The following is an 11,982-nucleotide window of genomic DNA, read 5'->3' on the forward strand; positions in this document are numbered from 1 at the left end:
ATGAGCACCACCGTTGAACAACCCGTGGAGAAGGAACCACCACGGCTGAGCCACCGCCAGATCGTCACGATCTTGAGCGGCCTGATGTGCGGCATGTTCCTCGCCGCGCTCGACCAGACGATCGTGGGTACCTCGATCGTCAAGATCGCCAACGACCTGCACGGCTTCGACCTGCAGGCCTGGGCGACCACGGCGTACCTGATCACCTCGACGATCGTCACGCCGATCTACGGCAAGCTCTCCGACATCTACGGGCGCAAGCCGTTCTACCTGGCCGCGATCACGATCTTCGTCGTCGGCTCCGCGGCCTCGACGTTCTCGACGTCGATGTACGAGCTGGCCGCGTTCCGCGCGATCCAGGGCCTCGGTGCCGGCGGTCTGATGTCGCTGGCCATGACCATCCTCGGCGACATCGTGCCGCCGCGTGAGCGGGCCAAGTACCAGGGTTACATCCTGGCCGTGTTCGGCCTGTCCACCGTGCTCGGCCCGGTGCTGGGCGGCCTGTTCGCCGGCATCGACGACCTGGCGGGCATCGACGGCTGGCGCTGGGTCTTCCTGATCAACGTCCCGATCGGCGTCCTCGCGCTGTTCGTCGTCGCCCGGGTGCTGAACGTGCCGCACGAGCGCCACGACCACAAGATCGACTGGTGGGGCGCGCTGACGCTGGTCGTCGCGGTCGTGCCGTTCCTGGTCGTCGCCGAGCAGGGCCAGAAGTGGGGCTGGGGCGACCAGAAGGCCATCTGGTGCTACGTCATCGGCGGCGTCGGCGTGATCTCGTTCATCGTGGTCGAGAAGCTGATGAAGGACGCCGCGCTGATCCCGCTGCGGCTGTTCAAGAACTCGACGTTCACCGTGGCGATCATCGGCGGTGTCATCGTCGGTGTCGCGATGTTCGGTGCGATCACCATGATCCCGCAGTTCATGCAGGTCGTGCAGGGCTACACCCCGACCGAGTCCGGGCTGCTGATGATGCCGCTGATGGCGGGCATCATGCTGAGCTCGATCGTGTCGGGCCGGCTCACCGGGAAGACCGGGCGCTACAAGATCTTCCCGATCATCGGCACCGTCCTGATCGCCGCCGGCGCGTTCTTCTTCGCCCAGGTCAAGTACGACTCGGCGGTGTGGCACCCGCTGGTCGCGGCCGCCATCATCGGCCTCGGCCTCGGCCAGTGCATGCAGACGCTGATCATCGCGGTGCAGAACGCGGGCCCGCGCAGCGACATGGGCGTCTCGACCGCGTCGGCGACGTTCTTCCGCCAGATCGGTGGTACCGCGGGTGTCGCGATCTTCCTGACCGTCCTGTTCAACACGCTGATGCCGAACATCACGAAGGCGTTCGGCGGGCAGCTGCCCGCCGGTGCCGGCGCGAGCGTCGGCACCCTGTCCGAGAACACCAGCGTGATCCAGTCCCTGCCGGACGCGATCAAGACGCCGATCCTGGTCGGCTTCACCGAGTCGATCACCACGGTGTTCTACATCGCGGGCGCGGTGGCCCTGCTGGCCACGGTGGTGCTGCTGTTCATGAAGGAGATCCCGCTGACCAACGCGGCCCCGGCCGCGGCGGCCATGGAGGGCGGCGAGGCGCTGCTCGACGCGGACGACCACGCCGACGAGCCGACCGAGATCGTCGAGCCGGTCCGTCCGGCCGACCGCGAACCGGCGCTCGTCGGTGGCGGGAAGCACGCGCTGAACAGCAACGGGCACGGCGACTACCAGGCCGTCTCGGGTGCCCCGTCGATCACGAACTCCCTCGGCCAGGCCGAGCTCGACGTCCCGGTCAGCGCGGGCGGCGTGCCGGTGACCGGCCACATCCGGCGTCAGGACGGCAGCCACGTGGCGGGCGCCGCGCTGACCCTGATCGACCAGCGCGGCCGCCAGGTCGCGCGGGCCACCGGGGCCGCCGACGGCAGCTACTCGGTACCCAGCCAGGGCCCGGGCGCGTACGTGCTCATCGTGTCCGCCCACGGCCACCAGCCGCAGGCCTCGAGCGTCGTGATCAGCAACGGGCCGGCGACGGTCGACGTCACGCTCACCGGGTCCGGCGAGCTGACCGGCACCGTGCGGGCGGCCTCGACGGGCCAGCCGCTGCCGAACGTGACCGTGACGCTGACCGACGACCGCGGCGAGGTCAACGGCGCGTTCATCACGACCGCGGACGGCACCTACGCCTTCGTCGGGGTCGGTGCCGGGGCGTACACCCTGGTCGCCAGCGGCGCGGGCTACCGGCCCGTCGCGCTGACGCTCACCGTGCCCGACAGCGGCGTGCTGCGCCACGACGTCGAGCTGGCCAGCTCGGTGCTGCTCACCGGCACCGCGCGGACCGAAGGCGACCGGGTCGTGCCGGACGCGCGGATCACCGTGCTCGACGCCGAAGGCAACGTGGCCGCGGTCGCGCGGACCGACGGCGAAGGCCAGTACGTGGTCAGCGACCTGCCCGCGGGCGCGTACACCGTGGTCGCGAGCGGCTACCCGCCGGCGACCAGCCAGGTGGAGCTGACCGGCGGCGAGGCGGGCCACGACGTCCGGCTGAGCTACGACCAGGCCCTCGACGAGCTGGTCGACCGCTCATGACCGGCTTGCGCGCGACCTTCCGCACGGCCGGGGGCTGGGCGGTGGAGCACGCGGTGCTCACCGTCACCGACCCGGCCGGGCGGCAGGTCGCCCGGCAGGCCGCGGACGTCCGCGGGGAAGTCGTCACCGGCGCGCTCGCGCCGGGTGCCTACACCGCCGTCGTCACCGCGGCCGGGTACACCCCGGTCGCGCGGACGGCGCAGATCGCCTCGGACGGCAGCGGCTCGCTCGGCGACGTCGTGCTGGCCCCGGTCGCCGAGGCGATCGAGCTGCCGCCCGCGGGGCCGTGGGTGATCGACCCGATGCACACGTCGGTGGTCGCGACCGCGCGGCACCTGGGCATCGCGAGCATCAAGGCGCGGTTCCCGGACGTGTCCGGCCGGATCGAGATCGGCCACCCGGCCGAGCGGTCGTCGGTGCACGCCGAGATCAAGGCGGCGAGCATCGACACCGGCATCCGGATGCGGGACGACCACCTGCGCTCGCCGGACTTCCTCGACGTCGACGTGCACCCGGTGATCACGTTCACCAGCACGGGGCTGCGGCAGCGCGCCGCGGACTCGTGGACCCTGCTGGGCGAGCTCACGCTGCACGGCGAGCGCCGGGAGGTCGAGCTCGAGCTGACCTACGGCGGCTGGGGCCCGGACCCGTGGGGCGGCGTGCGCGTCGCGTTCCACGCCGAGACGACGCTGCACCGGAACGACTTCGCGATCAACTACAGCGCGATGGTCCGCGCCGGCGTCGCGGCGGTCGGCACGACGGTGAAGATCGAGCTGGACGTCGAAGCGGTGCAAGGCGAGTCGCTGCCGCAGTTCTGAGGCACACCGTTTCGGAAGGCCCTCTCACCGCTGGTGAGGGGGCCTTCACGGTTGGTGAGCCGAAGAACTTCGGGAGAGCTCGATTTGACCGTTCGCCGCGGCCCGTTGACCCGGGCCACGTAGGCTCGCGGTGTGAACGTCGTGAGCATCGAGGCCGCGGGCGTCGGCGTGAGCTGGCTGGACACCGCCGGACCGCTGCTCGTCTGGGTGATCGTGCTGAGCTTCGTGTTCGTCGAGTGCGCGCTGATCATCGGGCTGTTCCTGCCCGGTGACTCGCTCCTGTTCGGGGCGGGCGTGGTGCTGGCGCAGCACGGTTCGGACGCCAACGCGTGGCTCCTGTCGGGGGCCGCGCTGATCGTCGCGATCCTCGGCAACCAGGTCGGTTACTACATCGGGCGCACCAGCGGCACCAAGCTCATCGCGAGACGCGACGGGAAGGTGCTGAACCGGCAGGCCCTCGAGCGCGCGCAGCGGTTCCTGGACCGCAAAGGCTTCTTCGCGATCGTGGCGGCCCGCTGGATCCCGTGGATCCGCACGCTGGCCCCGCTGATCGCCGGCGCCGCCCGGATGGACCCGCGCCGGTTCATGGTGGCGACCGCGCTCGGCGGGCTGCTCTGGGTGCCGACGCTGGTGCTGCTCGGCTACTACGGCGCGGGCCTGCTGGATTCGCTGCCGTGGGTGAAGACGGCGGCGCTGTGGATCAGCATCGCGTTCTTCGTGTTCGGCACCGGGTACGGCGTCCTGCGTTACCGGCAGGAAATGCGCCGCCCGGTGGACGAGCCGGACGACGCGCGGGCCTGAGCCGTCTTGCGGGGGTCCGAGTGGCGGAGCCCCGGATGTCACAGTCAGAGTTCCGGGTCGGCCCAGATCTCCAGCTGGATGCCGTCGGGATCGCGGAACACGACGACGCGCGAGCCTTCGAAGGTGCGCGAAGGCGCCACGTCCTGGTAGTGGACGCCGAACTCGGCGAGCCTGCTCTCCCACTCGGCCAGCTCGGCGGCCGAGTGCACCCGGAAGGCGACGTGGTCGAGGCCGGTCCGGCGTTCGTCGAACCCGCGCCGGCCGGTATCCGCGTGCTGCACCAGGACCACGGAGAACTCGTCCCCGGCGGACCGCAGCACGACCTTGCGCAGTCCCGTGTCCGGCTCTTCGCGCCGGGTGACCTCCTCGAGATCGAGGACACGCACGTACCACGGCACGCTGCGGTCCACGTCGGTCACGGTGAGCGCGAGGTGGTGCACGGACATCAGTTTGGCCATGGCTTCCGAAGCCGTCCTTTCTGGTGGCGGCTCCCCAGAGTTGCACAGCGTTCGACCGCCGAAACCGAGGTGACCAATTCCCCGGCCAATCGTGATCTCGCCGTCTCCGGCCGTCTCAGCAATCGGACGCCGGTAACCGAAGGTCACACGAGTACGTCAAGGGGTGTTCACACGGTCACCGAAAGTATCGCGGATCGATTGGCCTGACTGGCAGGAGGGCCGTCCGTCAGAACGGTGCGAGCAAGGAGGCATCCACTGAGCACCACGCCTGCCCAGCACAGCACCCCCCACCGGCCGTCCGCCAACGCGGTCCTGTTGATCGGCTTAGCCGTCACCGTCGCGGTCGCCCTGGTCACCTTCTTCTGGCCGCAGCTGGACACCAAGGTCGCCCTGCTTCTCACCCTCGCCGGTTCGGCGGTCTCCCTGGCCCTGAGCAGCAGGCTGGAGCTGGGCGAAATCAAGCAGAGCCTGGCGGGCCTCGGCCTGGAACCCCAGCGCGCCGCCCAGATCCAGCAATGGGCCAAGAGAGACAGGTTCATCCTCGCCAGGTACAACGAGCTGCGGAAGGAGATGGACGACCTCGCGTCCGGGACTTACCAGCTCCGCACCATCGACGCGGTGTTCGAAGACGACACCCGGTCCATCGACGAGATGACGGCGAACGAGGTACTGCGCTCCACCTGCCCCGTTTCGACCGTCTCGGTGGAAAAAGCCCGGGGTCAGATCGAAGATGCCCGATATCGCGCCTCGATCAGATCGCACATCGCCGCGGCTCAACGCGGCGTCAAGGTCACCCGCGTCTACCTCTTTCGCGACGAAGGAATGTTCACGGACGAAGTCCTGCTCGATCACCTCAAGAAGCTGAACGAGAACATCGCCGTGATGGTGTTGCTGCACGACGAAGCCCCCCAGTACGAAGATTTCGATTACCTGGTCTTCGGTAACCGCCGGGTGTCGGTGGGCGTCGTCGGTGGGGTGACCGGGACGGTGCAGTCGGCGGTCGTCTACTCCGACCGCGAGAAAGTCGAGGACTACATCGAGCGGTACCGGAGGCTCACTGGTCTGTCCGTACCGTTCGCCGAAGCCTTGCGTCGGGTCGAGAGCCGCAAGAACTGACCACGATCAGCGGCCGCCGCCGACGTCCAGTACCGCGCCCGTGGTGAAGGACGATGCGGCCGACAGCAGGAACAACACCGCTTCGGCGATCTCCGACGGCTGGCCGGCGCGGCCCAGCGGGATCTGCGGTGCGTACTTCGCCATCCGGTCCGGCAGGCCCGCGGCCGCGTGCAGGCCCGTGTGGATCATGCCCGGCCGGACCGCGTTGACCCGGATGCCGTCCGCCGCGGCTTCCTGGGCGAGCCCGAACGTCAGCGTGTCCACCGCCGCCTTCGACGCCGCGTAGTGCACCCACTCCCCCGGTGAGCCGGTGCGGGCGGCCGTCGAGGAGATGTTGACGATCGCGCCGCCCTCGCCGCCGTGGCGGGTCGACATCCGGCGGACCGCCTCGCGGCAGCACAGGAACACACCCGTCACGTTCACGTCGAGGGTGCGCCGGACGACCTCGACGTCGTAGTCCTCGAGCCGGCCGGGGGTGTTGCCGACGATCGCCGCGTTGTTGACCAGGCCGGTGACCGGGCCCAGCCCGGCCGCCGCGTCGAACAGTGCGCGGACGTCGTCCTCGCTGGAGACGTCCGCGCGGACGGCCATCGCCTGCCGTCCCGAAGCCCGCACCCGCTCGGCGACGGCTTCAGCGGGCGAAGCGTCGCCGGAGTAGTTCACGACGACGTCGTAGCCGCGCGAAGCGGCCAGCACGCAGATCGCCGCGCCGATCCCCCGGCTGCCGCCCGTGACGACGAGGGTCAAATCGCGAAGTTCGCCAGCGGCAGGTTCTCCAGCACCAGGTCGGCGCGGTCGCGCGTCTGCGAGATGAGGTCGGCGTTGCGCTGGTCCGAGCCGAGCGCGCGCTGCCGGGCCTCGACCAGCGAACGGCCGTAGCGGCGGTGGCGCGACACGAGCCGTTCGATGCGCTCGGGCTCGTCCGGCGCGAGGAACCAGGCCTCGGTGAGCAGCGGCCGGATCGCGCTCCACGGGTCGTCCGGCAGCAGCAGGTAGTTGCCCTCGGTGATGACGAGCTGGACCTCCGGCGGCACCGCGACGGCCCCGGCGATGGGTTCCTCGATCTCGCGGCGGAACTCCGGCGCGTACACCGTTTCGCGGCCTTCGGCCAGGCGGCGGATGAGGTGGTAGTAGCCCGCGGCGTCGAACGTGTCCGGGGCGCCCTTGCGCTCGGTGCGGCCCAGCCGGCGCAGCTCGACCTGTGCGAGGTGGAAGCCGTCCATGCCGACCACCGCCGCGCGCGAGCCCAGCGCGTTGGCCAGCGCCCAGGCGAGCGTGGTCTTGCCGGACGCGGGCGAGCCGATGATGCCGAGCACGTTGCGTTGCCCGCGCACGGTCAGCCCCTCGGCCCTGGCCAGCAGGTCGTCGAACGTCGTCATGTCCTGTTCCTTCCTGCGATCGCGGTCGTCCACGACCGCGGTCCCACCTGCCGCACCCGTTCGGCGGCCACCTCGTTGGCGAAGCGAATCCGGTCCGTCACCGTCGGTTCGCACGTCACGGCCACGGCGAGCGCGCCGTGCCAGACGTCGCCCGCCCCTAGTGTGTCCCGCGCTTCCACGTCCGCGACAGGCACCTCACCCGAGCTGCCGTCCGCAGTGGACCAGCGCACCGGGTGCGGCCCCGCGGTGGTGATCACGGTCGGGACGCCCCGCTCGTGCAGCCCCGGCCCCGGCGCACTGAAGTGCGCGGAACAGGCGGCCACGTCGACCAGCGGCAGCAGTTCGTCCAGCACGGGCTTCCAGCTCCCGGCGTCAAGCACGACCGGCACCCCCGCAGCCCTGGCCTCCCGCGCCACAGCCAACGCCAGCTCCGGATGATGCCCATCCACCAGCACCACATCAGCCCCAGCGGCCTCACCAGCCCCAAAAAACGTCACTTTCCCTAGGAAAGAGGCGTCTTTGGCGTTGCGAGAGACGACGGTGCGCTCGCCGTCTCGGTCGCGGACGGCGACCGCGCTGACCGGTGGCGGGTCGGCGAGCGAGGGAGCCAGGTCGATGAGCCGGACGCCGTGGGCCTCCAGGTCGGCGCGGGCGAGCGCGGCCAGCGGGTGTGCACCGAGGACGGTCAGCAGGGTCGCCTCGGCGCCGAGCGCGGCCGCCGTCACCGCGGCGTTCGTCGCGGGCCCACCGGCCGCGACGTCCACCCGCAGCGACTGCACCTTCTCGCCCGGTGCCGGGAGCTCGTCGACCCGCTGGATCAGGTCCACGGTGCACAGTCCCGCCAGCAGCACTCTCAACTCAGCCCGGCCACGTGGGTCGCGGCGGCGGCCTCTTCCACTTCGCCGTTCTCGTTGAGCCGCAACGCACCCGTGAGCAGGCCGACGACCTGGTTCATCGAGTGCGTCTTCGGTGAGACGACCGCGACGCGCTTGCCGAGGCGGTGCACGTGGATGCGGTCGGCGATGTCGAAGACGTGCGGCATGTTGTGGCTGATCAGCACCACCGGCAGGCCGCGGTCGCGGATCCGGCCGATCAGGTCGAGCACCTTGCCGGACTCGGCGACGCCGAGGGCGGCGGTGGGCTCGTCCATGATCACGGCCTTGGTGCCGAACGCGGCCGCGCGGGCCACGGCGACACCCTGGCGCTGGCCACCGGAGAGCGTCTCGACGGGCTGGCTGATCGACTTGATGTTGATGCCCAGCTCGTCGAGGATCCGCTGCGCCTCCGACCGCATGGTCGCGGTGTCGAGCTTGCGGAACAGCCCGAGCGGCCCCTTGAGGCGCTTTTCCCGCCCCAGGAACATGTTCGACGCGATGTCGAGCGCGGGCGCGACCGCGAGGTCCTGGTAGACCGTCTCGATCCCGCAGTGCCGAGCATCCAAAGGGGATTTGAAGTGGACGGTACGACCGTCCACTTTGATCTCCCCCTCGTCGGGGATCACCGCACCGGAAAGGGTTTTGATGAGCGAGGACTTGCCGGCACCGTTGTCGCCGACCACGGCGAGCACTTCGCCGGGCAGCAGGTCGAAGTCGGCGCCGTCGATGGCGGTCACCCGGCCGTAGCGCTTGACCAGTCCGCGGGCCTGGAGGATGGGTTCACTCATGACTGCTGCTGCCTCCTCGCGATCCGGTCCACCACGACGGCGGCGATGAGCAGGGCGCCGGTGGCGAGGTCCTGGTAGTTGCCGTCGACGTTCATCTGCGTCAGCCCGGACCGCAGCACCGCCACGACCAGCGCGCCCATCAGCGTCCCCAGCACCGAACCGCGGCCGCCGAACAGGCTCGTCCCGCCGAGGACGACGGCGGTGATCGAGTCGAGGTTGCCGAGCTGGAACTGGTTCGGGTCGGCGTTCGGCGTCCGGCCGAGCGCCTGCCAGGCGGCGAGCCCGAAGGTCAGCCCGGCCACGATGTAGACCGACAGCACCGTGCGGTTGACCTTGATGCCGGACAGCCGCGCGGACTCCGGAGCGTTGCCGACCGCGTAGACGTGCTTGCCCCACGCGGTTTTCGTCAGCGCGTACCAGACGCCGAGGTACATCAGCAGCGCCAGCGTCATGCCGTAGGTGATCGGGATGCCGCCGAAGAGGTAGCGCTTGGTGCCGAGCCACTGCAGCAGCCCGTCGGTCACCGGCACGGCCTGGCCGTCGGCGATCAGCTTCGACACCGCGGTCAGCATGGTGAACGTGCCGAGCGTGATGATGAACGCGGGCAGCTTGATCCGGGTGGCCAGCCCGCCGATGAAGATGCCGACGATGATCGTCAGCACGACCCCGGCGAGCAGCGCGACGAAACCGTTGGTGCCGGCCGCGGCGAGCTTCGCCATGATCAGCGTCGCGACGACCATCGACGCCGCGTTCGACAGGTCGATGCCCGAGATGAGGATGACGAGCGTCTGGCCCAGCGCGAGCGTCCCGACGACGAGCGACTGCTGGACCACGGTGGACAGGTTGTCGAGGTCGAAGAACGTGTCCGTGGCCAGCGAGAACACCGCGATCGCGACGATCAGCGCGAGCGCCGGGCCGACCGCGGGGGCGCGGAGGAGGAACTCGCCGAGTGACTCGCGTTCCCGGGCGGGTGTAGCGGTCGCCGTGGTCATTTCGTGCCTCCCCAGCAGTTCTGCAGGCCCCAGGTGGTGTCGTGGCTCTCGATGCCGGGCAGGGGCTTGTCGGTGATCACGGCCGACCCGGTGTTGACGAACCCGGTCGGCTTCTTGCCGGTCTTGGCGTACTCGACGGCGGCGAGCACGCCCTGTTCGGCCATCTTCGCCGGGAACTGCATGACGGTCGCCGCGTAGAGGCCGTCCTTGACGTTCTGGACGCCTTCGCAGCCGCCGTCGATCGAGCCCATGACGATCTGGCCGGTGAGGCCGCGGGCCTTCAGCGCCGCGTACGCGCCGCGGCCCATCGGCTCGTTCATCGAGTAGACGGCGTTGACGTCGGTGCTGCGCTGCAGCAGGTTCTCCATGCCCTGCTGAGCGAGGCTCTGGTCGCCGTTGGCCGCGGTGTGGCCCTTGATCTCCGGCGAGCCGTCGGTCAGCCCGATGCCCTTGAGGAACCCGGTGTGCCGCTGGGTGTCGACCGAGGCGCCGGCGGTGCCGTCGACCATGAGCAGCTTGGCCGGGACGCCCTTGAGCGCGGCCTTGACGTAGGCGCCCTGCTGCTCGCCCGCCGCGAAGTTGTCGGTGGCGAAGGTGGCGTCGACGGCGTCCGGCGGGTCGGTGGCGGTGTCGAGGGCGATGACCAGTACCCCGGCGTCGCGGGCGTCCTTGATCGCCTTGAGCACGCCGGTGGACGAGCTGGGCGTGATCAGGATGGTGTTCGCGCCCTGCTGGCGGAGGTTCTCGATGGCGCGGACCTGGCCGTCGTTGTCGCCGTCGAACTGGCCGGCGAGCGCGCTGAAGTCGGCGCCGTTGGCCTGCGCGGCCGCTCTGGCGGAGTTGCGGAGTTCCACGAAGTAGGGGTTGGTGTCGGTCTTGGTGACCAGGCCGACCTTCGCCTTGCCGCTCCCGCCCGTGTTGGTGTTGCCACCCCAGTGCCGCTCGACCGTGCACCCGGTCGTCGCGGTGAGGACGACGGCCAACGTCAGCGCGGTGAGACTTCGCTGTCTCATGGATTCCCAGCCTTTGTTCGTGTCGAGGCTTGCCGATGGTCGGGAAGGTAGACAGACTGCTCCGTGCGCGCAAGCGTTTGCGCAAACGCTTGCCGGAAAGGATGGGTATGCCCCAATCGAAGTCTTCGCGGCCGACCCAGCGGGACATCGCCGAGCTCGCGGGCGTGTCGATCACGACCGTCTCGCACGTCGTGAACGGGACGCGCGCGGTCGCCGAGGAGACCAAGGCGGCGGTGCTGCGGGCGATCGAGGCGACCGGCTACACCGGCGACGCCATCGCGCGCTCGCTGGTCACCGGGGGGACCCGGTCGATCGGGATGGCGATTTCCCTGGTGGCCAACCCGTACTTCGCGACGCTGATGCAGGCCATCGAGCGGGAGGCTTCGGCGCACGGGTACACCGTCCTGCTGGCCGACACCCACGACGCGGCGGACACGGAGCGCGACACCGTGCGGGCGTTGCGCTCCCGTCGCGTCGACGGCCTGCTCATCACCCCGGCACCCGGCGACGGCCCGGTGATCAGCGAGCTGGTGTCGCTGGACGTGCCGACCGTGCTGATCGACCGGCTGGCCACCCGCACCGACGTCGACCAGGTCGGCTCGGAGAACATCCAGGCGACGTCGGCGCTGACCGCGCACCTGGCGACGCTCGGGCACCGGCGGATCGGGATGATCAGCGGCGTGCCCGGGCTGTCGACGAGCGAGGAGCGCGTGCTCGGCTACCGGCTGGGGCTCGGCCGGTCCGGGCTGACGTGGTCGTCCGACCTCGTGGCCTGCGGAAACTCCTCGCGCGACGGCGGCGCGCTCGCCTTGAGCACGCTGCTGGCGCTGCCCGAGCCGCCGACGGCGCTGGTGGTCGGGAACGACAGCATGATGGTCGGGGTGCTGCACGAGGCCCGCCGCCGCGGGCTGCGGATCGGCCGCGACCTCCCGGTGGTGGTCTACGACGACGTCGAGTGGGCGGACCTGGTCGACCCGCCGCTGACGACGATGGCGCAGCCGATCGAGGAGATCGGACGACAGGCGGTGCGGCTGCTGCTGGCGCGGATCAACGACCCGGCGCGCAAGGCCGAAGCGGTCCGGCTGCCACCCACGTTGCGTCACCGTGAGTCCTGCGGCTGTCCACCGGTTCACTCACTCCAGTGAATCTGGGTTCCTGATACCGTCGCGCG

12 protein-coding genes are annotated in these 11,982 nt (G+C 70.2%); 5 read left to right on the forward strand and 7 right to left on the reverse strand.

Translation table 11 applies throughout. The annotated features are described in order from the left end of the window. From ACLJQE_RS03700 to ACLJQE_RS03710, 3 genes are all read left to right on the forward strand, one after another. On the forward strand, window positions 1-2,571 hold the full coding sequence (locus ACLJQE_RS03700; protein WP_410637487.1) for an MFS transporter: 2,571 nt from the start codon (window positions 1-3) through the stop codon (window positions 2,569-2,571). Then, entirely contained in the window at window positions 2,568-3,389 is an 822-nt protein-coding gene (locus ACLJQE_RS03705; protein ID WP_410637488.1) for a YceI family protein, read from the forward strand. The genes ACLJQE_RS03700 and ACLJQE_RS03705 overlap by 4 nt, the downstream gene beginning before the upstream one ends. 132 nt (window positions 3,390-3,521) lie before the next feature. After that, window positions 3,522-4,190: a DedA family protein gene (locus ACLJQE_RS03710; RefSeq protein ID WP_410637489.1), complete on the forward strand. Its 669-nt coding sequence runs from the start codon at window positions 3,522-3,524 to the stop codon at window positions 4,188-4,190. Window positions 4,191-4,234: 44 nt separating this feature from the next. Here ACLJQE_RS03710 and ACLJQE_RS03715 read toward each other — a convergent pair whose 3' ends face one another. Continuing rightward, complete coding sequence (locus tag ACLJQE_RS03715) at window positions 4,235-4,648, reverse strand: VOC family protein (RefSeq protein ID WP_410637490.1); 414 nt, start codon at window positions 4,646-4,648, stop codon at window positions 4,235-4,237. Between the two features lie 315 nt (window positions 4,649-4,963). Between ACLJQE_RS03715 and ACLJQE_RS03720 the strand changes: the two genes are divergently transcribed. Then, window positions 4,964-5,764, forward strand: coding sequence for a hypothetical protein (locus tag ACLJQE_RS03720; protein WP_410637491.1), 801 nt, complete (start codon window positions 4,964-4,966; stop codon window positions 5,762-5,764). A gap of 6 nt (window positions 5,765-5,770) precedes the next feature. Here ACLJQE_RS03720 and ACLJQE_RS03725 read toward each other — a convergent pair whose 3' ends face one another. The 6 genes from ACLJQE_RS03725 to ACLJQE_RS03750 are packed head-to-tail and all read right to left on the reverse strand — an operon-like array spanning window position 5,771 to window position 10,811. Beyond that, window positions 5,771-6,511 carry an SDR family oxidoreductase gene (locus ACLJQE_RS03725; RefSeq protein WP_410637492.1) on the reverse strand — a complete coding sequence of 247 codons (741 nt, stop codon included), beginning with the start codon at window positions 6,509-6,511 and terminating at the stop codon, window positions 5,771-5,773. Further along, window positions 6,508-7,143 carry a nucleoside/nucleotide kinase family protein gene (locus ACLJQE_RS03730; RefSeq protein ID WP_410637493.1) on the reverse strand — a complete coding sequence of 212 codons (636 nt, stop codon included), beginning with the start codon at window positions 7,141-7,143 and terminating at the stop codon, window positions 6,508-6,510. Before ACLJQE_RS03730 ends, ACLJQE_RS03725 begins: the two co-directional genes overlap by 4 nt. Continuing rightward, window positions 7,140-7,994: a PfkB family carbohydrate kinase gene (locus ACLJQE_RS03735; protein ID WP_410638307.1), complete on the reverse strand. Its 855-nt coding sequence runs from the start codon at window positions 7,992-7,994 to the stop codon at window positions 7,140-7,142. The genes ACLJQE_RS03730 and ACLJQE_RS03735 overlap by 4 nt, the downstream gene beginning before the upstream one ends. Window positions 7,995-7,996: 2 nt before the next feature. Then, window positions 7,997-8,806, reverse strand: a complete 810-nt coding sequence (locus ACLJQE_RS03740) for an ATP-binding cassette domain-containing protein (protein ID WP_410637494.1) — start codon at window positions 8,804-8,806, stop codon at window positions 7,997-7,999. Continuing rightward, window positions 8,803-9,798, reverse strand: a complete 996-nt coding sequence (locus ACLJQE_RS03745; protein WP_410637495.1) for an ABC transporter permease — start codon at window positions 9,796-9,798, stop codon at window positions 8,803-8,805. The genes ACLJQE_RS03740 and ACLJQE_RS03745 overlap by 4 nt, the downstream gene beginning before the upstream one ends. Further along, window positions 9,795-10,811 carry a substrate-binding domain-containing protein gene (locus ACLJQE_RS03750; protein WP_410637497.1) on the reverse strand — a complete coding sequence of 339 codons (1,017 nt, stop codon included), beginning with the start codon at window positions 10,809-10,811 and terminating at the stop codon, window positions 9,795-9,797. Before ACLJQE_RS03750 ends, ACLJQE_RS03745 begins: the two co-directional genes overlap by 4 nt. A 107-nt stretch (window positions 10,812-10,918) precedes the next feature. On the opposite strand from ACLJQE_RS03750, the gene ACLJQE_RS03755 reads away from it, so the two are divergent. Beyond that, window positions 10,919-11,956: a LacI family DNA-binding transcriptional regulator gene (locus ACLJQE_RS03755; protein ID WP_410637499.1), complete on the forward strand. Its 1,038-nt coding sequence runs from the start codon at window positions 10,919-10,921 to the stop codon at window positions 11,954-11,956. Window positions 11,957-11,982 lie beyond the last annotated feature (26 nt).

It is taken from the genome of Amycolatopsis sp. lyj-346, from assembly GCF_046548975.1.
GTDB lineage: Bacteria > Actinomycetota > Actinomycetes > Mycobacteriales > Pseudonocardiaceae > Amycolatopsis.